The sequence below is a fragment of the Paenibacillus taichungensis genome, assembly GCF_013359905.1.
Classification (GTDB): Bacteria; Bacillota; Bacilli; order Paenibacillales; family Paenibacillaceae; genus Paenibacillus; species Paenibacillus taichungensis.
This window is the reverse complement of record NZ_JABMCC010000118.1, coordinates 38,715-62,301: the sequence shown is the minus strand read 5'-3', so window position 1 is coordinate 62,301 and position 23,587 is coordinate 38,715. Positions and strand designations below refer to the sequence as shown.

Genomic DNA, 23,587 nt, shown 5'->3' with positions numbered 1-23,587 from the left:
AAATCAGCTGCGTACATCATATAATACAATTAGGGAGATGACTTGAATGCCACACTTTTTTGAAGGACATTTGGTATCAGAAGGATTAAAATATGGAGTAGTCGTAGGGCGTTTTAACGAGTTCATTACAAGCAAATTGCTCAGCGGAGCACTGGATGCTTTCAAACGTCACGGTGTACAAGATGATGAAGTGGATGTAGCTTGGGTTCCAGGAGCCTTTGAAATCCCGTTGATTGCACAAAAAATGGCTGAAAGTGGCAAATACGATGCAGTCATTACCTTAGGGACGGTTATCCGTGGTTCAACAACACATTATGATTATGTGTGCAATGAGATGGCTAAGGGTGTAGCCGCAATTAACCTGAAAACAGGCGTACCTACAATCTTCGGCCTGGTTACAACAGAGAATATTGAACAAGCCATTGAGCGCGCTGGAACAAAGGCAGGAAACAAAGGTTGGGACTCAGCTACTGCCGCTATTGAAATGGCGAACTTGACGAAACAGCTAAAATAGTGCTTATTTAATATAGTGCCCTGCTCTGCGCAGACGAAAACGGGAGACCGGATTCGGCGGCTTAGCGGGGGTTTTTATTTTTCTGGCGGGAGGATTCGTCTAGTGACGGTAGTTACATACAAACTGGAGACTTTTGAAGGGCCTTTGGATCTGCTGCTTCATCTGATTGATAAGGCAGAGATTCATATCCAGGATATTCCCATCAGCGATATTACCGATCAATATATGGCGTATCTGCATTCGATGCAGGAGCTGGAGCTGGATATTACGAGTGAATTTCTGGTAATGGCGGCAACACTTCTGTCGATCAAGAGCAAACTATTACTGCCCAAACCACCGGTAATCGAGGACTTTGAGGATTATGCATATATGGAAGGTGAAGATTATGATCCACGTGCAGAACTGATTGCGCGTCTGATTGAATATCGCAAATACAAGGGAATTGCGCGTCACTTGCACGAACGGGAGTGGGAACGCAGCCTTATTTTCTCCAAAGAACCCGAGGATTTGCGGCCTTATATGCCTGTAGAAGCACAATCGAATCCGGTCGAGGGTTTACATACCTCGGATCTGATTGCAGCCTTTCAGAAGGCGCTACGCAAGGCGGAGAAGCGGACAACCGTAACTCGGATCCAGCGGGATGAAATCTCGGTTAAGGATCGTATTCGGGATGTTATCGGGGCTTTGGAAAGGATGGGACCGGGAGGCAGACTGTTATTCTCCAAGCTGCTGGATAATCAAATTTACAGGCATGAGATTGTCGTAACTTTTTTGGCGGTGCTGGAGCTGATGAAGATGAAGCAGATTGTCTGTTATCAGGAGCGGATGTTTGAGGATATCGTTATGGAGTGGAGAGGGGAAACAAAGAATCATGGATTTTCCGAAATTGAAATCGATTATTGAAGGCCTGCTGTTTTTGTCCGGAGAAGAAGGTCTGAGCATCAAACAAATCGCCGAAATCGTGGATCAGCGAACCGAACTGGTGTCGGATGCGATTGAGGAAATGATAGCTGAATTTGCCAAGCAGGGACGAGGCGTACAAATTCTTAAAATTGCAGGGGTAGTCCAACTGGGTACATTACCGGAACATGCGGCTTATTTTGAGAAACTGGCTTATTCACCTGCACGTACGTCTCTATCCCAGGCAGCTTTGGAGACGCTCGCTATCGTGGCGTACCGTCAGCCTATCACGCGGGTAGAGATTGAGGAGATCCGTGGCGTAAAATCCGAACGTGCTATCCATACACTTGTGAACAAGGATCTCATTCAGGAAGTGGGACGGGCTGAGGCCATTGGACGCCCAATTTTATATGGCACTACCAAGCCCTTCCTGGACTACTTTGGTTTGGCTTCGCTCAAAGATCTGCCGGAGCCAGGGTTGTTTGAAGATTCCGAGAACCTGGAGGAAGAAACACAGCTGCTTTTTGAAAAATTGGATGTGCAGCATGTGGACCTGGATAGTACAAATCTCGAAGATGATGCAAATTCAAACGATATTAATAACGAAGATGATCCTTTAAATTCATAACTTTGCAGTCTGGATCGATTCAAAACCGGTGCCCTTTCGGGGTGCCGGTTTTTTTGGCGTGGTATGTGGAATGGATTGTAAGGGAGCGTTCAAAGATTAAATGGAATTTTCAGGTCAGACGTGAATTTTTTCCTATATAGAGTGTCATACTAGACGTGAAAAGAATTGAGGGCTTGGAGGTAAGGCCTGTGTGGATTTGGCTTGGAGGAATCGGCTTGTTGATCGCACTGCTTCTTGTCGCAGTCCTCATCTCGTATGTTCATGTGCATTTTACATTTAGGAAACACAATCACGATGATTATGCCAAGATTACGGTTCGTCTGCTATATGGCATTGTGCGTATTAACTATGAAATTCCTAGTATTGTCTTTCGTAATATGAAGGAAGGTTTTCTGGTGAAAACGGAGCAGCGAATGAATCATTCAAGGGGAGAAGCCCAGAGCAGCGAGCGTGTTAACAAACGTAAAGTCAAAAAATGGGCTAAGGACGTAAAAATCATGCTCAGGGCAACGGAAGCATTAAAGCTCTGGATCAAGCAAACGCTCACTCGTGTACATATGACTCATTTGTCCTGGTCCACTCGCATTGGCGTCGGCGATGCAGCATATACGGCTGTTCTCATAGGTTGGGTGTGGAGCATCAAGTCGATCATCATTGGATACCTCTCTTATCAAATCCGTTTTGAACAAACGCCACAGTTACAAGTTGTGCCGGTGTGGGAAGACGAGATGAAGTTCCAAACCGAGCTGGATTGGAAACTAAAGATCCGGATTACAGCAGTCATGATCGCAGGACTTACATTGTTAACCCGAGTGCTTCAAGTAGAGGGAGGATGGCGGATGTGGTTCAGACTCTTAAAAGAGCAACGACGCAGACGCAAGATGAAGAAACAACACAGTAAATCGCAAATATGAGTGTATGTATTGTCCCCAATTATGCTGAAATTTTCCACAGTTTAATTGCAACTGCCGGGTTATATTTTGCCGAGTCAGCGGTTTGAAGTATTGAGGTTTAGTTAAAAGGCTGGCTTACATAAGTCCCTTCAAGTTTGGGGATGATATGGTTAGATCAAACCTAGCTTAAATTGAAACTGGAGGGAATTTAAATGTCAGATCATCCAATTCAAGGCTTAATGGAAACCGCAATGGAAAATATCAAGGCCATGGTGGATGTCAATACAATCGTGGGCGATGCGGTCGAAACACCTGATGGTACTGTGATTTTGCCGATCAGTAAAGTAGGATTCGGATTTGCTGCGGGTGGCAGTGATTTTCATGTAAGTGATGGAAGCAGCAAAGGTGGAAGTGGCGGAAGCAGCGGTAGTACGACTGAACATGCCAGCTCCGCATCGGTTGCCTCACCATTTGGAGGCGGAAGCGGGGGCGGCGTATCCATTCGTCCAATCGCATTCCTGGTAGTTGGCAAACAAGGCGTTCACATCGTTCCGCTTGATAACTCAACACATCTGTTTGAGAAATTGATTGATTCCACACCGTATGTGATGGATAGAATTCAGGACATGTTCCGCAATCGTAATACAACACAACCGACAGCGTCTGGCATTCCTGTCACACCTGATCCTTCTACGTACAGCTAATTAATGATTCGGTTGAGATCCCTTCCGCGGCATGTGCGAGAGGGATTTTTGCTGTTTGCTTAATGAAATGCTGAGGAATATGTCCAAAGGGATCAATATCTCTGAGACTTATCTTGTTGTTCCGCCTAACCTAAACATGAAAAAGATGTTGAAGGGGGAAGGCAAATTGCAAAGAGATACGATCTTTACTGTTTTATTTGGATGGCTATTGTCTGCTATGGTGTACTTGGTTGGAGGGATGGATCACCTGTTTATTGCAGTAACGATTTTTGTGGGGCTCGATTACATCACGGGTGTGTTATCTGCTTGGTACAAAAAAGAACTTTCCAGCAGGATCGGATGGTGGGGGCTTGCCCGTAAGTCATTAACATTTGTATTCGTCATTATTGCTCATCAATTGGATATTATTGCTGGCAATTCGAACGACTTTATGAGAGATGCTATGCTTATGTTTATCATCGGTACTGAAGGTATAAGCATTCTTGAGAATATGGGGAAATTGGGACTTCCCGTCCCGAAATTTATCACTTCTGCTCTTTTCAAGCTTCGGGGTGAGGAAGATAATCAAGCTGAAAGCAAGGAGAAGATATAATGCTTCCAATCACAACGGACTACATACCTTTTAATAAATACAGTCGAGCGGGAATGAAACTGAAAGCTAAACGAGGAATTGTTATGCATTATACCGCTTCCCCAGGAGCATCAGCCAAAAACATCAGCAAATATTTCGCATGCTTAGCACAGCAAGTTGGAAAAGGTCGTTATGCAAGTGCACATTACTCTGTAGATCGAACCTCCATTTATAACAGTCTGCCAGATGATGAACTTGCATACCATTGCGGTAGCGAGACTTACACAAAGGAAGCTGTAGCTCGTCTTGGAACGTATCCCAACAATAGTACGGTGGGTATTGAAATGTGCATTGAGAAGGATGGCAGCATTCACGAGGATACATTTAATAACGTTGTAGACTTGGCAGTATATCTGATTAGAGAACGCGGCTTTCCCAATGTATTTTTTACACATAAAGAAGTTGTCGGGTGGAAGGAATGCCCACTACCTTGGATTAAAACCCCTGGGGAATATGAAAGGTTTAAGCAAGCAGTTAATTCTAAATTGAATTCACTTAAGGAAGAAGTGGTCATGGAGGATGAGGATGATATGAATAAAGTGTTGGATTATGCTCAATGGACATGGAATGAACTTGATAAATACATAGGAGATGCATATAACGACAAAATTATTGACGAATGGGCATGGGTGGAGAAAGTACGTAAGAAGAAGCTGACCTACGGGGAATTGCTCATGTTGAAGGTTCTGATTGATGAACGAAGACGTAAAAAAGGATGAGGTAAGCCACGAGCTGAAAAGAGATTATTCGCAACGTCTTTTTAACCAATCATTAAAATGAGCTGCGTCTTTCAAAAAATAATAATTTTGTATGATCACAATTTTGTTAGGATGTTCACGCTCATATTGTGAGTGAAACATGGATGAATCTACGAGTCCAATTACAGAATGATGTAAGTTTATAACATGTTCAGAAATTTCTTGGTTCATACAACCGTCCTTTCATTAATTGATTCATATTGAAGAAAGAGATATCCGTGATGTCTCCTACATATCTATACGAATTCAAAGAAAGGGCGTTAAGGCGTCATAAGTTAGAATTGAAATAAAAGTAGAGTCCCAAGGACTTGAGACTCTACTTTTTTTGCGCTTCCATTTCCAAGAAACATGGATTCGGTCGATCTATTAGTAATTACTAAAACGGTGTAGCTACTCTTGTAAAAAAGCGGAAAGGGTCTCATCTGCAAGGTCGAGTTCTGCGAAGGCTTTGCACACTTTCTGGAAGGATCTAATGGTATTGGTCTCGTATAAAATGTTAATGGGATCGAAACCTAGCATAACTAGTGAATCCACAAGTTCTGTCTGGTCCACTTCGATATGGTGCAGTGCTTCAAGCATGGTTTCAATGACTGCTAAAAATAGAATTGCTTTATTTACTTGATCCATACGTGTTGCTCCCTTCGTTATTTCCTTTTCTCCTGTCATTCTGCCAAGGTACATTCTTAGAATAAGCAGGGTGAGATGGAAAATAACACGAAGCCTATAAGTGATCCTGTATAAACTAAATAAATCTGAAATGAGGGGAGTACAAAGACGTGAAAAAACAGTAGAAGATCTTCAATGGAACTCCCCTTGTATGTAAGATTAAGCGTTCTCGTTCACTTCATTGATAATTGAATCAATTAACTCATCATCAACTAATGTACTGGCTTTTTCAAGAGCAGATAAAATACCTTCTGGATTATCAAAAAAAACGTTAAACAGGACGGGAGCGACGTCGTCTAAATTAATTTTCTGGGCTTTAACCATACTAATCAGAGCAACAACGATCTCGTGGCCTTCTACATTGCCTTCCATGAATCTATTTCTTAAGTGAGTTGCGACTGCTTCGGTCTTTGACTGCGAGTACGCCATTACATTCCCTCCAACGATTGAATAATCTAAGTAGTGCTCCTCTTTTATGCAAGTCTAAACCAGGTTAGATTAGGAGTTATCTTAACAATAATAAGTCAGTTAGTTCAAATTATCAATAACTACTACAGCAATGAAATTTCACTTGAATCCCGTCTTTGCTCAATAAAAAAGACCCTGTACGGGTCATTTTTTGGGTCTTCCTTCCCAATAATCCGGAAATCCCTCGTAATCCCAAGCATATAGGTTTTCGTTGTCCGCCTGAATGGCAACATCTGCTCCTGAGCCAAAATCAACACCTACAGAGCCAAGTTCTTTTGCTTTAATAGCTAATACCTTGCCAGGTGCCCCTGCACATACGAGAGCTAGTTTCCATGGTGTTTTTTTGTAGATGTTTTCCATTTCTTTAGAGGCTGCGCTCACATGAGACCAAGAGGGGCAGTCTACTGTTGCCACTATGCCTGACCAACCGTAACGGCGTTCCAGAACTTCTTTATATTGTGAGGATTTGGATCCACAGATCAGTATGGGCATAGTCTTGAACGTATCATAGAACAGTTTAAACCGGGCAATGTAATTATTTTCAAACGCGTAGAATGTCTTCTTGGGTTTAATCTTGTAATACGCGAGACACATATCAAACAGGGGTCTGAAATACCAGTGATCCGTCTGGGTCAAGTGACCAACGTAGTCGGCTTTTCTCAGGCAGTGTACAATGATTTCTCTCGCACCTACATTGGGTAACGTAATGCCACAGTATGTGGGATCATTCACCCACCCGTAATGGGATTGGATGAAATCCATGGTTAGGACGGTTCCATGGGCCAGAATTGTATTGGAAGCATCTCCGAATCGAACGGAAGCATGAGCTTCTCCATCCGAAGCCTTTTGGAACCAGTTATGAATTAATTCAACACTGCCAAGCACGCTCTTCACCCTCTTTCGGATTGAAATGATTGAAGTCCTTGTTGTACATCTGCATCAGCTCCTTCTTTTATAGAATAGAAGAAACGATTCATTCTCTCTCTTCTTTCCAGTGAAAAGATCTTTTTTTGTTGGACACGCTGAAGATTGGCGAAGATCGGTCTACACTATGTGAAAGGGGAGGGATGAATGGTGGCTGACGTATTCATAGGTGCTCCTGTGAGAAACCGGGCATGGATTATGGAGCGGCACTTGCAGTCGCTCAAACAACAGACAGTAAACAAGCATTTTTTTTACATTTTGAACGATAGCGAAGATCAGACAGAACAAATTTTGAATGATCATCAGATCCCGTACTTGACTCATAATATGGGCAAGAAATTCGGTCATCTGCGAGGTCAATACGCCTATCCTAATCTGGCTCTACTAAGAAATAAACTGTTGGATGAATTTCTGAAATCCGATTGTGATTATCTGTTCTCTATTGATACAGATATCATTATCCCTGAACATAGCCTGAAGCAGCTTATTGAAAATGATAAGGACATCTGTGCCATGCTGATTCGAAATCACCCGAGAATTAAGGCTCATAATGCAATGATTGGTGGAAAGCACGTTCCAAAATTCAGCGAGGGTGTCATCCCTGTGGATTTGACAGGTGCAGTGTATCTTATAAAACGTGAAGTTATCGAAGCGGGAGTTCGATATGGTTCACATCCGATTGGTGAAGATGCCCCCTTCTGTGAGCAGGTTCAGCAACTTGGTTATGAACTGTATGTGGATACACGGCTTCGTCCGGTTCATGCCTATGAGGAAGGAGTGGAGTTGGTTGCTAAATTGGCTGGTACATAGAAGTAGGCGGAAAAAAGCATGTTTTGAAAGCATTGAAATGACGATCATATATCCACCTGCACTCGATTGGAATTTGTTGTTTCAACGTCCACAGCAATTAATGACCGCATTCTCCAAGATTCCAGGGGTCCGTGCTATTTTTATTAACGAAGAAACGTATAAGAAACAGAGCCAGCCGATCGAGAAGTTGAGTGACCACCTCTTCCTTGTGCAAAAGGGGATTAACTATGACCATCTGGTCAAAGGAAAAAAAGTACTCTGGTTTTCCAGTCCAGGTCAGTATAACTATGGGGATGGCCGTAATTTTGATTTTACCGTATTTGACTACTTGGACAATTCAGCCGATGAATTTGCGGTTTGGAAGGATTACATTCCGAAATGTTTTGAACGAGCAGATCTGATTGCTACAACGGCAAAGGTGATGTATGAAGCTCATAAAAATGACGGAAAACCGATTTTTATGTGCCCGAATGGGGCGGATTATGAGCACTTTAAGAAAGCCCGTGTATCTCTCCCAATACCGGCAGACTTCCCCGATGTTAAGGAGGGACAAAAGGTCGTCGGGTTCCATGGGGCTATGGCTTCCTGGGTGGATTATTCACTTATTACCGACATTGCAGACAAGGGATATCGTGTAGTTCTGATAGGAAACAATGCCCTGTATCAAAAAAACATTGTGCATCCTAATATAACGTGTCTTCCACATAAGGACTACAGAGTTCTTCCTGTTTATATTGCCCAATTCGATGTTTGCATCGTGCCATTCAAGCTGACAGAAATGATCCGTGGATGTGACCCGATCAAATATTACGAATATTTGTCTGCGGGTAAGCCTGTTATAACGACTCGTATGGAGGAAATCGTCAATAAATACAGTAACGTAACCTACTTTATGGATCGTCATAATTGTGGGCAGATGCTTCAGAAAGCAATTAGTGAGAACAGCGAGGCCAAAATCGCAGCCCGTGCAATGGTTGCTAGAGCTAATAGCTGGGACGGCAGGGCCATGGATGCTGTCAAAATGATAAATCAGGTGATGGGAGGCAACGTGGATGAAACAGATATTCAAACGAATTTTCGGTAGCCAGGCGGCCGAGCCGCCAATGGAAGTTGAACAAATAGAGGTTCAAATGAGTGAGTTCAATTTTGAAAAATATGTGCCCAAAATCAATACAACCATTGTATATCTGCCTGCTATTGATTTTCATAGTGAACGATTTGGGCGTCGACCACAACGATTGTTAAGAGAACTTGCGGAGATTGGTTATCATGTGATTTATATAAATTCCAGTGATGAGTTTTATCAGGTGGATGCATTGGAGTATCCTCACCCTGAGCTTCCGAATTTTGTCGTGGCTCGTGTTGGACAGAACGTTCGTCCGTTGTTTCAGGGTGAAAGAGTCATCTATTGGGTGAATGACAGCCAGTTGGCAAATTCGATCGAGACAGCATATCCTAACCTGGTTGTATTCGATTCACTTACAGATCCCGACCTATATGAAAAAGACAAGCACAGGATGGAAGCTGTTGCTGACGTTGTGTTTATTACACCAGAGCGAATTTATGAGCATGGAAAATACTGCTCTCATGTTCATCTGATTACTGCCGATGAATATGAAATAAAGGAACGAGCAGAACAGGTCGCACAAATTATAGATGATTTGCCCAATAGACCGGCCCCTCTAATGTAGGGGTCTTTTCTTTTTATTAACCTTATTAGAAGTTGTTCTGCTTGCATAGAAATCCATTTCAAAACTTTTGTTCAACGTATTCAGTGATATGTGTTAGGGAATGAGATTAGCGTTCTACACTATGAAAAGCAGAGACAGCCACCAGCCAAGCAGCTTGGAGGAATGAAATTCTGATCTTTTCAATCCTTCGACCAGCCGCAGGCTCATGTAAGTCTCGGTAGCTAAATAATGATATTACAAATCTAAGGAGTGGACTGTTCAATGGCTAAAAAAATGATTATCAAAGGTGTAGGTACATTCATGGCGAAGCGTTACCCTACAGACCCGCTGGGTGCAATTGAAGTAATTACACTGGGTACCCTGCAAGACCTGAAAATTGACCTCAATGTAGAGCTGGAGGACATCTTTGGTGGTGATGGCCTGTTTGCTATCGATGTACTGGTGAAGTCGAAATCCATTGAGGTATCTGCTACAGATGCCAAATTTGATCTGGATGCGATTCAGCTGATGATGGGTTCAACCGTACAGGAACAAGTGAAGTCCTACGTATGGGTTTTGAATGAGCAGGATACTGCCGCTACTGGCGCAGCTAATTCCGGATTTGCTGAAGTGAAACCAAAATTCGCAAGTACAATCTATGGAAATAACGGAGATATTACGGTTCGTCTCAAAGATTCCAACAAGTTGCTGAAACAACTCAGTTCGAAGGCTGCAGCTGTGGCACCAGATGAATTTTTCTATGATGAACCCAATGATGTTGTTGTACTGAACGCTGCACATATCAGTAAGGAAATTGTGCTCAACTACAAACGCGAAGAATTGGTAGACATGGTTGATTTGCTAGTTGACGAAGTGCCTTTCCCAATCTCTGTAATTCATCATGGTACATTCCAACAAAAAGATGGCTCTTTTGCAGGAGTTGAAACCGAGCTGTACATGTGCCGTGCCAAAGGCACTTTCAGTATCAATGCTCAGCGTGCTGCAGCATCGGCATCTGCGATTTCCTTGCAGATTCTTGATCCTGAACGTGCAGACGGCAAATTGGGAAGCATCAAGCGCTTTAGTGCAACAAGCAAAATCTAAGATCTCATACGATGTTCCATTGCTCCTGGCAAGGTATTTTACGGCGTCTGTGTCCTCCCCTGCACAGACCCTTGCCTTGCCAGGTTCTTTATTTTACAGGGGAGAGAATGTTCAGGGGAGGCTCTACTTATGGTGGAAACAGAACAGGAAAAGGCTGAGCGTGAGCTGGCGGAAAAATTGAACGAGGAAGCTGCCGAACGAATCAAAAATGATCCGGCGAATAAACGGGTAACCCCGGAGGAAGCCGAAGCTGCTGAACGGGCATTCTTCGAAGATGATGAGATTATAACACTTCGTGATCGGCGGAAATACCGCATCCCACCATGTAACCTGAAGGATGCACGTCGATTAATGAAACTGCTAAAAACGGTGAACATCGACGCCATTATTCTTAACTTTATTCCAACAGAGAATGATGAACTGGATGCAAAACGACAACAGGATTTATTTGATGTGTTGGCTATGGCGTTTAAAAACTATCCGCACATTGTGACCAAAGATGAACAGGGTGAGTATATCATCAATCGAGAATACCTGGATGAGTACCTTGATTTAAATACGGCTCGTAAAGTCATTGATATGCTCATTGGTCTAAATGGTCTAAAAAAGTAGAACGCGCCGAGGGTGAGCCTCTGGAGGGAACCGAAATCCGTGATGAGGAAACGCAAGAGCCAATTCACTGGGGAGAAATCTTCTTTACCCTTCATAAGCACTGTGGGCTGAACAAGTGGGAGATCTGGGAGTACACGCTCCCTCAGGTCGCGGAGCTGTGCAAGTCAGCTGAGAAATATATTCAGTTTGAGGTTGAATTAATGACAGTACCTCTTCGCATGTTCGGTGGCGGCAGAGGGGAAGAAGAAGCCGGGGAAGATGGAAGTATTAGACGTAAACGGACCTTTGATGACGCGGATTATACAGAAATATCCGAGGATGACATCGGTTTGCTTGCACAAGCGCTTGGAGGATAAGGGAGAGACGTCCCGTTTTGCCTACACTAAGGTAGAACGGGATTTATGTATAAAGGTGGTGATGAATTTGGCTGACAAAGAAGAACAAAAACACTCTTTAACGAAAGAGATATTAACGGAGGTAGAGCAGTCTGGTATCCCAACCCCCGACTTGAAAGGGAGTAACCAATCAGGCTTTCAATCGCTCGTTAACCGTCTTGAGGAGATGAGGGACGAAATGCAGTCCCAAATGATTGCAACGTTAACCAAGGATTTGGAGACATTTTATCGTGGGGCCTTCAACGCAATGCAAGATCTGCCGGAAGCCGGTTCACAGGAGCTAGTGGACTCTATGAGCAACATGATGAAATATATCTCCTCAGGCGAAACCAAAGGGTACTCATCCGCTATGCTGAAGGAATCACTTGAGTCGTCACGTCAAATGGATGACCAGATGACCAAGGCAAATCAAAATTTCGAGATCAGATCATCAGGTCAAACAGGTCAAACAGACGGGACCGTCAAGGACCTGCAACGGATTGCACTGCAACATGGCATAGATCAGGAAGATATGGGTCTCGCATATCGCATTGGTTCCCGCTCCTATGATAATCCTCAGGAAGCCACAGCCTTTGCTAAAGAAGTCGCCAAGTTGCGTTCGTTTGACAATGTGGATGTAGAGCAGACTGCTACGGGCTTGGAAGGTGTTTCTTCTGCTTGGGGAGTGAGTGGTTATGATCTATCCAAAGTGACGGACATGATGCTTAAGGCTGCAACTATCTCACAGGTAAGCATTCAGGATCTGATTAAGGCCATGCAACGAACCGTGCCTGCATCGACTGAGCGTGAGGATGAAGCAACAAAAGAAAATGCACTTGCCCGTCTCATGGCTACGTCTTCATTGTCTCTTCAGGAGAAAGAACATTCAGGCCTGAGTGGTGGTTTAACCCAGGATCAGGCGTCAGTTGGCACTCTTGTGGATCAACTTAAGACAGTTGGCGAGAATACAGCTTCCGTGGTTCCGCGGACAGACTCAAGAGACAACTTGCAATTTCGTCAAAGCCAGTTCCGTACTGCGTTCCAAATCTCTACATACGAAGCTATGAAGGGGTTAAAAGAAGAGTTTTCTGAGCTCCAGACCTATCTTATTTCATTCTTGCGATTAATTTCAGACCGATCCAGCGGAATTGCAGACCATATGGAACTAATTAATCGGATTATGGAAGAAGCAGGAGTTCAAGTGGCCTGGGACAAGTTCGCCGATGTGATGAACGAAGGAGAACAGACGCGATACGGTAAGGGTGATACAGGTACAGGGAAGGGCGAAAGCTCAGGAGACAACACCTCCAACCCAATCGGAGTTGCTGATGTGCACCGTGCTGGTGTAACCCAGGAAAGAGCAAGACAGCAAAACCGTCTTCGTGTTCAAGGTACCCGTAAAGCAGAGATACAGACAAGAGCAACTGCCAAGCAAGAAGAAGTGCTCAAGCTACATACTAGACGAGATGAACAACAATCACTCTATAAGCAGGCAATCCAGGATGGTAATTCATCATCTTCCTCCTTTCACGAAGGAGAACGTGATCAAGCGGAGAAGGAAGCCAAAGCCAAAAGCAGGGAACTGCGTCTGTTGCGTGAGGAATTGGATTCACTCGATGAACAGATGGCGAAGACGAAACGGAGTCTTGAATTTCTAAGCCGTGAGTTGGATGAGAATGGTAAAGCGATCATGCAGCTTGAGCATCAAGCGAGAATATTGATGTTGGCGATGGATGATATGGATATGGATGCAGTGGAGCTTCGAAATAAGTTGTATTTCCTGAATGCGGAGTTCCTTTATGGCTCAACCGATGTTCAGCGTTACGAATCCGAGATCCAGAATTTGCGCAAACAATCAATTCTGTTAAATGATGTGCTAGCCAAATTAAGGAGTGAAGTGAATGCTCTGAATTCCTCATTCAGACAGGGTTCAATGGATGCCGTAGCATACATCTCCAAATTGAAGGAGCTTGAACAGGCTCAATTGGCTACAATGATGAACTCTTCTGGAGGCTTCCTCGTGGTTCCAGGTACAGGTAGTGCCGGTGCCGGATCAGCTGCAAAAGATGATAAAGAAAAGGATGACTCGGCAAACAAAACCTTCGTGGCTCGTCATGAAGACCTGATTAAGGATGTCATGAAAGATGCGATAATGGATGAATTCAATCCCGGTGGCGATTCCAAAAAGGAAAAACAAAAGACCAAAAAAAGGGGCCTTCTTTCCAGATTTAAGGACATGAAAGAGACAGGTAATCGCAAAGCATTTTTTGACAGCAATGCCCCGACTCGTGATGAAGGTGGAAATATTCTTCGAGATAGACAAGGTAATTTGATTACTCAGCGTGATATCAATGCGGAGCGTGCTGCACGTGGGATTAAAACACCGGGAAAATTTTCGAAATTAGTGAAATCCGGCTCAAGGTTGTTAAGACCTTTAAAAGCCGTACCAGGGCTTGGTGTTGCGATGGGCGCCATGGATGTGATTTCTGGCCTTGTTGATCCGCTTAGTAATATGGGCAAGTCAGACGCGGAGAAGCAGAATATTCGGGCAACGAACAAGGAAGAGCTGGCAAAACAGTTCAAAGATGTGGAGCAGTCATCTTTTATAGGAAAAGTATGGAAAGGACTTAACCTGGGGATGGATGCCGCTGTATCCGGAACAATGAGCACGATATTTGGGGATAATGCCACCAATAATAAGTTTGGCGATTATTGGAAGGGATTTAAAGCGATGTGGTCCGAAGATGGCGGAGATGCGGTCGAGAAAAAGCTGGCCAAAGAGTATAACTATGAGCAAGAGAAAAAAGAGTCGCAGCTTCAAATGGACAAGGAGTCCGGCAAGACGCCCGAGCAGAACAGTCAACCACAAGTGCAATATGTGCAGCCTCAGATTCAGTACATTCCTGCTGCTGGCGGAATGGATACCATTGCTAACGGATATACACCTCAGCCGCAAAGCAATGGTATTGATGAAATGATCGCCAAGATTAATCGTCAACTCAACAAGTCAACAAGTGACAACGAAACAAATTATCAAGTCGCTCGATCCCGTCTGTTGATTAGCGGTGTCCGCGAGGATTCTGGCCAGATGCGCACCTTGATGGAGAAATATTTGCAAGAAAATATCAAGTTCTTTGATAAGGCGATTGCTAGTTTGCAAAAGACTTACGACAAGATGGCAGAGGGCAAGGAAAAAGATGAACTCGGTCTGGAGATTAATGAGAAGAAGCAGCAAAAGGCACAATCAGAGCTTGAACTGAACGGTGTTAAAAACAGTAAAATTGACGAACTCAGACGTAAGATGAACGACCAGCTTGAGCTGACACAGTTGGATTACGACAAACGAATGTACGATCTTCTGGCGGCCAATGGGGGGAAGGAAGATGCACCAGAATTGATTGCATTGAACAAATCCCGTGCATCTGAGCTGAACTCACAAATGAGTTCGATCAAGGAAGATTGGAACAATTTGCTGAATAGTGGATTATTTAAACCGGGCTCGGATGAATATATGGAGATTTTTAAACAAATCCAATCCTTGGGTGTAGAACAGTCCAAAAATTTGGCCGAAATCAGCAAAAAAATGGATAAACCCATATCTACATTCAACATTCCAGCAGGACTTAAAGTCATGGATTACTTTGATTATATGACGACAAACAATACACATAAAAGTGTGATGGTTGGCGCGGGCGATGTCACGGTGCATGTGAATATCGACAATATGACAGGCAGCACAAAAGATGTGGAAAAACTGACGTCGGCACTGGATAAGACACTGCGGCAGAATAATCCGGGTCTTGTAAACAGGATGGCTAGTAATGTCGGTGCAAGAATGGGGAGTAATTACCCCGTATCTTTTATTAGGTAAGGAGGGCATCTGATATGTCTCAGCAAGACCCGTTTGGTTCAGCTAATGACCGGTATAAAAGAAGGCTATATGTGGATACAGGCATGAAGTTTGAGCCTGTGAAGGGTCGGATTATTGATCCGTACTCTTCACCGTCGCCCAATCCGCAAGTGAGGGAAATTAAAATGATTAATGCTCCCTCGCATTTTCATCAGATGGGTGTGTCTTCGTACAAGTCCATCATTAACATCCTGTTTAAAGACAAGCAATCCTATCATGACTACGCCATGTACGTAGGCTGGACGCACAAATTTTATGATGAGAAGGGCAATATTTATGTTGGTGTTGTAGAGTCCATCAAAGTCGACCCAATTTTCTATCATCAGGATACGATGGATAAAGATCAGAAGGGTTACAAGGTCGAATTGACCATGACCCTGATCAAGAAAGATGGATATGACCGCAAGAGTGCAGTTCAGTTTCAGGATTTACAGACGACGGAAGGTAAGAATCACTGGGCAAGAGACTCCATTGAACGCATGGCTGATTTGGGGCTGACGGTTGTAACAGAATTGGATGGTACACCCATTCTATACTTCAGGCCGGAAGATTTTATAACCAGAGCAGAGTTTGTTACTTTCCTGATGCGCACGAAGCGTCTGCTGGAACGAACCATTCGAGAGTAGGGTGACCTACTCTCTTTTCTGTCTATTCTAAAGATAGGGGGTGTTTATCATACGAAAATGGGTTGATGTAAACGAAGGGGACTGGTTCTATAACGATGTTATGGAAGCCACGAATATGGTTCTGGAAGATGGTGAAGTCTTTGTTGCCGGGATCAACTATAACAAGTTTGAGGAAGGCAAGCCTTTTGTATATGAGGAAATCAAGGGGCAAGCGGGGCAAACCTCATTTAGTCTGCCTGTTCTGATTAAGCCGACAGATGACAATCCATTGTATGTGTTTATTGATGGTGTTCAAACGATCTACGAAACGGCTGAAACAAATAGTAAGGGGTTAACTGATGTAGAGTTGTATACCGGTGTGAAAGCAGGTCAGATGGTGTCCTTCTGTAGTTATGGAGAACCGTTGCTGGATAGTGATTGGAAAAGGCCACCGGTCTCCTGGACTGGAGATCTGCCCAGAGCTGCACTTAGTGCAGCCACGACCTATTTCTACGATCCATTCAGTCGTAATCATCAAGAATATTTGTATGCAGCAGGCCAACCGCTTCGCAGACTCAGTATTCCTTCCGAGGTATGGGCAGACACCATGGGGGATGCGGCAGCGGTAACCAAAATTGCAACAAAGGCAATTGGTTACCGGACAGATGTATATTGTGTCAGTCCAGGAGGATCAGTCTTCCTCCCATTTAATCTGAATGGTGTCACCTGCAAGTTCAATTATTGGACGAAGAATAGTGGTGGAGCATTCAAATTCAAGAGTGAAGACATCAAAGCGACAACCCTTAAACCGGCATACAACAACTGTTTTTTTCCTAATGCGATTATACAGCGGGGAGAAGCCTTTCATCTGATTAACAAGCTACGCAAGGTGTTCTATGCCAGATTTACGGACAAGGAAGCGCCAACGACGGGGATTAATGAGCCTATTAAGGCATTTCAGGGACAACGGGTGTTTAGACTTAACGGCAATTATCCAGCAGGTAAAAATAAACTTAAAGTTACAGTGAAATTCAAAGAAGAAAAGAAAGATAAAGTGCAAGAAACTCCGCCTTATTCAGAAATTGACAACCATACGGTCGTCTTCAGTCAACCTTTCTCAGAAGGCGACGAAGTGACTTTCTATTATCTCAAAGATGTGAGCGAGAGGTTCGCAGACGTCGGAAAAGATTCGGCCATTTATTATCAAACCAAGGGTGAGCGGGTAGAACAGTCCAAGGATGCTTTCTGGAAAATAGCCGTTTCGGAGATGGAAGACGAAACATTTGCCAATAATGATCCTCTGATTGCAGGCATCAATATCAAGAAAAAGCTGGATGGTGCAGCAGTGGTAACTAATATGGGCAGACCTGTAGGAGGTACGGAACCGGATGAGACATGGTTTTTGGGTAATTCCGCTATGACACGGGCTGAAGCCGTGGCCTTCCTGGACCGATTCATGAAGTGGACCATCGAGCGATTTAAGTAGGGGGAGATACAATATGATTCCAATTTCGGATGAGGTTATGAATGTGCTGTCTCAGCGTCTGAAGCTGGGGGAAGGAGCACTTCCTAATATCCGGGTTGAAGTAGACAGGCTTGCATTTATCCCGGGACGGACAGAAGAGTTCAGACATATGGTTTCCGAGCAAGTACCCGTCATCAGTACACAATCCGTTTGGGTGGATGAGTCGAGTAACGGTATTTATAATGGCTCGACTCTAGCGAATACCCAGGAGATTTATTTTCCGGTCAAGGGTAAAACGATTGATAGCATTACAGTTACAGATAAATTTGGTGCAGCCAGAGATGGCGGTTCTCGAAGTCACCGAGGGATTGATCTGTTTGATGACATGGGAACACCAATTTTGGCGGCTTGGGCTGGAAAGGTTGTACATACAGCTCGCAATAAAACAAAGGGCGCGGGTAATGCCGTAACGATCAGGCATGCCAATGGTTTACTCACAAAGTACTTTCATCTGAAAGAAATTCTCTGTTCGGTGGATGATCAAGTGGCACAGGGGGCAGTGATTGGTACTCTTGGTAATACAGGGGGGGTGTACACGAATGGCCACAAGGTTTCAGCTGCTGAACGTGCCGCGGGCAGAGGAAGACATCTGCATTTCGAGATTTGGGAAGGGGTTAGTCCAACGTCCAAGACTGGGGAGGGAGGTAAGGCGGTCGATCCCCAATTATATCTGAGCGGAAAGCGTAAAATGCACGGAGATGCGAAAACAACATTTGCTGATGTAAAGCCGGTTCAGGTCGAAGGATATCCAGGAGAGATCAAATTGAATGAGAAGTTCGACAAACGTAACTGGCATGAAAAAAGCGTTTATACAACCGGTTTGAAGTTTTTGGAGTATGCCAAGATTGAATCGGGCTGGACTTTGTTTGATTCGGGAGGCAAGTTGCTCTATACGTTTGATGGCAAAGCCGCCGTAGTCGAATTTGAGATTAACGTGACTAAACTGAGCATGCCTACTCAAGGGCTTCTTAGTATTGGAATGGGAACTAATTTTAGTGAAGCGGAAGGGGATTCTTTCGCTGTGGTGATTGATGGTAAAACGTATGCCTATGTCAATAAGTTCAGCGGGGCATATGACCTGACCAAACTAACGGAATTGAACAATATTGTAATCCCCGCAAAAGCCAAAAGCATCAAAATTAAGGTGACTTATGGAGGCAAACAAAACACCACTGTTCCACCCGGATCGGTTCCTGCTTCGAAGGTGAAATATAAAAAATTCGCCATTGATTTTATTCGTATACAAGAGTTGCTGCCTGCTCCATTGAAAAATCAAAAGAGTGAAGAAGGACTTGATCCGTCCAAAGGCTATTATCAAACGAACAGCTATGAAGGTTTTGTCATGAACAATAGGCAAGAGTCGGATGTTATTCAGGTTGGATCTTTTGTGTATATGGACACGCAGGTTCTTCCTAATATCATTAGTGCCGAAATCGATGATCAGTTTGACTCTGAAGCCAGGGAAGCACGGCTGACCATCTCCAATCCCAGGGGATTCTTCTCCCCGGATTATAATCCTGCCCATTTTCCCGAGCTTGGGGGTGTGCCATCTCCATGGTCTTATTTTGCCAACGGATTTCATGTTGGGGTTCTGAGTGAAAACACACCGATACGTATCTACATGGGCTATGGTCAGCATATGATGCGGGTATTTACCGGACTGATTGACAAAGTGGACATCAATGGTGAGGGTTCCACGCTGGAGATCACAGCTCGAGATATGTATAAGCGCATTATCGAGAAAGTCATTTCGGAGAAAAAAGCTTATCCGGAGGTAGATGAGATTGATAATGTGCCAGATCCGGTGCCCCCTGCAGCAGTAGGGACGGACCGGACATCATCCATTATTCAGGCTGCCCAAGCTCAAGCTGCAGCCTATGGCGTACCGGATCACAAATTTTTGCTTGCGATATGCAAGCATGAGACCGTACTTGGCACACAAGGTAAGGGTAAAGAAGAGAACGGCAGCTTCATTCTCGGATACGGCTGTCCTAGTACAGAAGCTTGTAACCCCAGCTACAAGGGAATCCAGGAGCAGATGAAGCGTGGTGCAGAACGGATGTCTAAAGCACTGGCTTCCAGAGGGAAGAAAGTGACTTCCAAGGCGGATGTACTTTATTTTCATAATGGAGGAGACATTGCTCCGATGACCTGGAGTGCGGATCGGGATAATTGGGTGAACAGGGTATGGACCTTTTATCAGGAGATGCTCACAGACCCGGCAAGCTGGACTATAACAGCAACCTCCACTCCGGCAGCTACACCGACACCAGCTCAGCCTGTGGAACTTGAAAAGCCGGCCTGGGTCAAATCAACGGTTGTCCTAGATCTCGTTAAACATGCAGGTATGGTGGGTTGGAGGGCAACCAGTGAGGATCGCTCTTATCCTGACTATGTAATCGACGAGACCTATCTGATTGAGGTAAATCAGAAGACGGGCAGAGTCATTGTTCCGGTACCGGGACAGGAGGGTGAGTTTGAAGTCAAGGATGCAAGTACGGTGCTTACGCCCAATGGATGGCTTAATCCATTCATTGAGGAGTATGGCAAAACGTTTGAGCAATGGTCCGCCAAAGTTACGGAAGCCGTTCAGGAAATTATCTCGGAGATTCCTTATCGAAGCTACTGTGACCGTTATGGTACATACCGATTGGAGCGCTTGAATTATGACAAACCGGTCGTTGCGGAGTTTTCCGAGAACGACAATCTGATCTCTATTACCAAATCCACGGATTGGTCCAGAGGAAGAAGTCACATCGTTGTTATCGACTCGAATGGTAATCAGAACAGTTTTGTGGACAAGGAGATTTTGCTCGAACTCAAAGGTGAGATTCGAACCATGGTGCTTGCTGTTCCTTGGGCGAAGACGGTTGAAGCCAAAAGACAGGTGGCAGAGCGAGCTTTTTTTGATATGAAACGTATGTGCCGTACGCTGCAGGTATCTATTCCTGCGAACCCTGCGCTCGATCTGCTCGACAACGTCATTGTGACAGATAAAACGACCACCACACGGGCTGTATATACGATTAAAAGTATTAAAACCAGTTATTCGGTGGATCGTGGCATGCTACAGGTTATTGATATGATGTGGGCAAGAAAGGGAGTGATGGTGTAATGGCCGGCATTGTGAATGAAAATATTGTTTTTCCCGTGCTGGATCTAATCCACCGGGAGCTTCGCAAATATAGCAGTGTCTCCAATTCAAATGTTTCTCCTCTTGAAGGTGAGCCTTCCGTTACATTATATCGGGAACACCTGCAGGACCCGGATAGAGTGACTGGAGCAGACCTCTTCTATGAATCGGAGTGGAAGGTTTCGATCTGGATGAAGTTTGGCTCAGAGGAAGAAGAAGACTTTCCTGCGGGAGTGGGCTATGCCCACCAGGATTATGACTATTACAAGTATTTCAGGTTAACACAGGTGACCGCCCGTACATTTGATCCAAGTGGAGAGTCGATGTTCACCTATAATATTGGTCTAAATTATGATGACGAAGGACGCTTAACTGGAACAAGCGTAAATCGTATATAGCATTTAGGAGGTGGTTCCATGGCATTTAATGTTTCTTACATCGCGGGTGGCGTCATCGACAAAGTGCGCGAGCTGCCGTACCCACACTTCAGTAAAAAGACGATCCCGTTCATACGGGGGCAGATGTTGGACATTCCGGCGGCCAAGACCACCAAGTCCGATACGTTCACCTTGGCGTATGACACGGAGTTTCTGAGCATTGCGTTTGCTGCGAGTCACTACTGTGTCGGCGATTACTGGGAACTGACGATCGGGACGGAGCGAGTATGTCAAACCATCTATACGAAGGAGCTTCCCGAGTCGGTTTCCATGGGTAACAGTTTCGGAATTGTCTACCCGATTCCGGCGGGAACGACCATTAAGTTTGACTTCGTAAGCGTGGTGGCTGAAGCCAAGTCGGTCTGGTACAACATCAAATTTTTGAGATAAGGAGGGTGACGATGGCACTGCAAAAACCGCAGACGAACTTTGCCGCCTTTATTGACGGAGAGTCGGAAGCAAAAAATCTGATCAACACGTTGGCCGATGAGATTGTGAGTGCTGACATTCCTAGAGTAGAAGGCGGAATTGACGCAAATCGTTGGGAAAAAGTCTATGAGGCTGAACAAGATTATTGGGTAACATACAGTCCTAAGACTCGGCCTAATATTCAAGGGAAGTATCTTCATACGGATGGTAACTTGTATGACGTGGTTAAAATTCCTGACTATACTAAACTTAAATTTAAGGATGGAACACCAGCCGTTGAAGAGGATGGTTTTCTTTATGAAATGAGTTCAGTATATTGGGACCCAATCGTGGAAGGTAGTAGTCGCCCCGCAGTTAAAGAGAAGGATTACGGCAATTACAAAACCGGAAGAAAGATCCAAGTTGTTCAATTTTCTTATACCGATAAGACAGGGGATAATATTTTTGTAGATATTCCTAATCAGCTTGCTACATTGGTAACAGACCTGACCAAACCTGATGGTGTTACTGCTTATATTGTAAAGCAGAGACAAACCCTTAGTACGGGAGAATTAGTTTACCTGGATGACTGGAATGAATTCGAGTTGGTTACGGAACTTCCAGATGACTGGAACTATAGTCTCAAAACGGCTTATCAGTGGGAGTATGTTAGATATTATGATTATTACAGCACATGGACTTCTTTAAAGAACAGTTTGGTAGAACCAGGTAAATCAAGGTATACGTTTACGGAGCGATTCTATACTGCTGATCCAGTTCATGATGTGCCTTCAAGAGTAGTAGTTAAAGGTACACCAACGGTACCCACAGGAATTCCTGTTCGAGAGTACTCCGTTATGTTGGAGCAACCTACGAATGACTGGAACTACATTAACATTTATTATGGCGAAGACTTTGAGGGTATTAACGCAAGTGGAGATTCGTCAACCACATATATAGGGGCTTGTGATCCAGCTACGGTTAAACCGGGGCTAACGCCTACCGTTACCAATCAAGCCAAAGCACAAGCAATTTATGAAATGTGGAATACCGATACGATTGTCAAAACATTCATTCCGCCAACAATCCAGTGGAAGTTGGACTACGACGGGAAAACAGAAATTGTCAGCCCGGCAGCTCGCTTTTTCCATGGGCGAGATTCTACAACGTCTTGGCTGCCTAACAAAAAACGCAGACCAGACTACCTGGTAGCATATACGCTATCGGTAAACAATGATCGGGTTATCGTTGTTCTTGAAGGTGATCCTTCACCGAATATCCATAGCTATTATCGAAGTTTTGGATACATAGGCAAAATTGTTCCGTTCAATGACTTTGACCATGGGGGGAACTTCGGGGTTACGGTAGGTATGGGTGATTTGCGGACGGATATGACAGGTTATACGAAAAAAGATATTCTAACCGACCTTAATCCGGACCTGTACGCCAAATATGGTGAGTACACTTCAAATGGCATGGATTCCATGTCTATGTTGAAGACACGCAGTAATGTCCTGTTTCAACGTTATTACCCGGCCTTTATTTCGCATCTTCCAAATTATCCTTCTGTCGGTACACTTCCTCCGGGGCTGTCCAAACTTGTTGTCGATACGGACGGTTTCCAGAAGTCCCTCTGGACAGGAAAGTATCACGCCAGTCCAATCTACCTTGTTCATCAGGCTGAGGGGTATCGGGGATATATGGATGGTGTGGTCGCGATTTACGATCATAACCTGGTCAATCGTGATGAATTAATCGTAGATACAGAGATTATGAAAGATAAGTCTAACCCTTCTCTGGGGACATGGACAGAAGTTTATAAATTTTTCAGTATCAAGAGCCCATTGAATCTGTTCAAGCATTCACCATCACCAGATGTCATCACCATTGCATTTTTGAAAGAGATAAAATAA

General features: G+C 44.3%; 23 protein-coding genes. 20 read left to right on the top strand and 3 right to left on the bottom strand.

The genetic code is table 11. The features are described 5' to 3' along the window. Positions 1–46 precede the first annotated feature (46 nt). From ribH to HP548_RS23405, 7 genes are all read left to right on the top strand, one after another. A complete protein-coding gene (gene ribH, locus HP548_RS23435) occupies positions 47–514 on the top strand; it encodes a 6,7-dimethyl-8-ribityllumazine synthase (protein ID WP_063565743.1) in 468 nt (155 codons plus the stop codon). Between the two features lie 102 nt (positions 515–616). Next, positions 617–1,417, top strand: a complete 801-nt coding sequence (locus HP548_RS23430; protein WP_175383049.1) for a segregation/condensation protein A — start codon at positions 617–619, stop codon at positions 1,415–1,417. After that, the gene (gene scpB / locus HP548_RS23425; protein ID WP_175383048.1) at positions 1,386–2,042 is read left to right on the top strand and encodes an SMC-Scp complex subunit ScpB; all 657 of its coding nucleotides are present in this window, start codon (positions 1,386–1,388) and stop codon (positions 2,040–2,042) included. Before HP548_RS23430 ends, scpB begins: the two co-directional genes overlap by 32 nt. Positions 2,043–2,230: 188 nt before the next feature. Next, positions 2,231–2,956, top strand: coding sequence for a DUF2953 domain-containing protein (locus HP548_RS33960; RefSeq protein ID WP_175383047.1), 726 nt, complete (start codon positions 2,231–2,233; stop codon positions 2,954–2,956). A 191-nt stretch (positions 2,957–3,147) separates the two neighbouring features. Further along, positions 3,148–3,639, top strand: a complete 492-nt coding sequence (gene ytfJ / locus HP548_RS23415; protein ID WP_076291919.1) for a GerW family sporulation protein — start codon at positions 3,148–3,150, stop codon at positions 3,637–3,639. A 67-nt stretch (positions 3,640–3,706) separates the two neighbouring features. Then, positions 3,707–4,231, top strand: coding sequence for a phage holin family protein (locus tag HP548_RS23410; protein ID WP_246318195.1), 525 nt, complete (start codon positions 3,707–3,709; stop codon positions 4,229–4,231). Next, positions 4,231–4,989 (top strand): peptidoglycan recognition protein family protein, encoded by a 759-nt coding sequence (locus HP548_RS23405; RefSeq protein WP_175383046.1) that lies wholly within the window; start codon positions 4,231–4,233, stop codon positions 4,987–4,989. The genes HP548_RS23410 and HP548_RS23405 overlap by 1 nt, the downstream gene beginning before the upstream one ends. 429 nt (positions 4,990–5,418) lie before the next feature. Here HP548_RS23405 and HP548_RS23400 read toward each other — a convergent pair whose 3' ends face one another. The 3 genes from HP548_RS23400 to HP548_RS23390 form a co-directional block, all read right to left on the bottom strand. Continuing rightward, positions 5,419–5,655 carry a hypothetical protein gene (locus HP548_RS23400; RefSeq protein ID WP_175383045.1) on the bottom strand — a complete coding sequence of 79 codons (237 nt, stop codon included), beginning with the start codon at positions 5,653–5,655 and terminating at the stop codon, positions 5,419–5,421. A gap of 198 nt (positions 5,656–5,853) precedes the next feature. Next, a complete protein-coding gene (locus tag HP548_RS23395) occupies positions 5,854–6,123 on the bottom strand; it encodes a hypothetical protein (protein ID WP_175383044.1) in 270 nt (89 codons plus the stop codon). Positions 6,124–6,306: 183 nt separating this feature from the next. After that, positions 6,307–7,047 (bottom strand): GT-D fold domain-containing protein, encoded by a 741-nt coding sequence (locus HP548_RS23390; protein ID WP_175383043.1) that lies wholly within the window; start codon positions 7,045–7,047, stop codon positions 6,307–6,309. A gap of 189 nt (positions 7,048–7,236) precedes the next feature. On the opposite strand from HP548_RS23390, the gene HP548_RS23385 reads away from it, so the two are divergent. The 13 genes from HP548_RS23385 (at position 7,237) to HP548_RS23325 (ending at position 23,587) form a co-directional block, all read left to right on the top strand. Next, positions 7,237–7,896: a glycosyltransferase family 2 protein gene (locus HP548_RS23385; protein ID WP_175383042.1), complete on the top strand. Its 660-nt coding sequence runs from the start codon at positions 7,237–7,239 to the stop codon at positions 7,894–7,896. 73 nt (positions 7,897–7,969) lie between these two features. After that, positions 7,970–8,980 carry a glycosyltransferase gene (locus HP548_RS23380; RefSeq protein WP_217504806.1) on the top strand — a complete coding sequence of 337 codons (1,011 nt, stop codon included), beginning with the start codon at positions 7,970–7,972 and terminating at the stop codon, positions 8,978–8,980. Further along, entirely contained in the window at positions 8,949–9,587 is a 639-nt protein-coding gene (locus HP548_RS23375) for a hypothetical protein (protein ID WP_175383040.1), read from the top strand. Before HP548_RS23380 ends, HP548_RS23375 begins: the two co-directional genes overlap by 32 nt. A gap of 261 nt (positions 9,588–9,848) precedes the next feature. After that, positions 9,849–10,670, top strand: a complete 822-nt coding sequence (locus HP548_RS23370) for a hypothetical protein (RefSeq protein WP_175383039.1) — start codon at positions 9,849–9,851, stop codon at positions 10,668–10,670. A gap of 129 nt (positions 10,671–10,799) precedes the next feature. Beyond that, positions 10,800–11,282 carry a hypothetical protein gene (locus HP548_RS23365; RefSeq protein WP_072735271.1) on the top strand — a complete coding sequence of 161 codons (483 nt, stop codon included), beginning with the start codon at positions 10,800–10,802 and terminating at the stop codon, positions 11,280–11,282. 200 nt (positions 11,283–11,482) lie between these two features. Further along, positions 11,483–11,638 (top strand): hypothetical protein, encoded by a 156-nt coding sequence (locus tag HP548_RS33465; RefSeq protein WP_246318194.1) that lies wholly within the window; start codon positions 11,483–11,485, stop codon positions 11,636–11,638. Positions 11,639–11,705: 67 nt separating this feature from the next. Continuing rightward, positions 11,706–15,527, top strand: coding sequence for a phage tail tape measure protein (locus tag HP548_RS23355; RefSeq protein ID WP_175383038.1), 3,822 nt, complete (start codon positions 11,706–11,708; stop codon positions 15,525–15,527). A gap of 14 nt (positions 15,528–15,541) precedes the next feature. Continuing rightward, positions 15,542–16,192 carry an S-layer homology domain-containing protein gene (locus HP548_RS23350; protein WP_099858180.1) on the top strand — a complete coding sequence of 217 codons (651 nt, stop codon included), beginning with the start codon at positions 15,542–15,544 and terminating at the stop codon, positions 16,190–16,192. Positions 16,193–16,292: 100 nt separating this feature from the next. Next, positions 16,293–17,657 carry a hypothetical protein gene (locus tag HP548_RS23345; RefSeq protein WP_175383037.1) on the top strand — a complete coding sequence of 455 codons (1,365 nt, stop codon included), beginning with the start codon at positions 16,293–16,295 and terminating at the stop codon, positions 17,655–17,657. A 13-nt stretch (positions 17,658–17,670) separates the two neighbouring features. Next, a complete protein-coding gene (locus tag HP548_RS23340) occupies positions 17,671–20,811 on the top strand; it encodes a M23 family metallopeptidase (protein WP_175383036.1) in 3,141 nt (1,046 codons plus the stop codon). Further along, positions 20,811–21,227 (top strand): hypothetical protein, encoded by a 417-nt coding sequence (locus HP548_RS23335; RefSeq protein WP_175383035.1) that lies wholly within the window; start codon positions 20,811–20,813, stop codon positions 21,225–21,227. Before HP548_RS23340 ends, HP548_RS23335 begins: the two co-directional genes overlap by 1 nt. An 18-nt stretch (positions 21,228–21,245) precedes the next feature. Continuing rightward, on the top strand, positions 21,246–21,656 hold the full coding sequence (locus HP548_RS23330; protein WP_099858176.1) for a hypothetical protein: 411 nt from the start codon (positions 21,246–21,248) through the stop codon (positions 21,654–21,656). A gap of 11 nt (positions 21,657–21,667) precedes the next feature. Beyond that, the gene (locus HP548_RS23325; protein WP_175383034.1) at positions 21,668–23,587 is read left to right on the top strand and encodes a hypothetical protein; all 1,920 of its coding nucleotides are present in this window, start codon (positions 21,668–21,670) and stop codon (positions 23,585–23,587) included.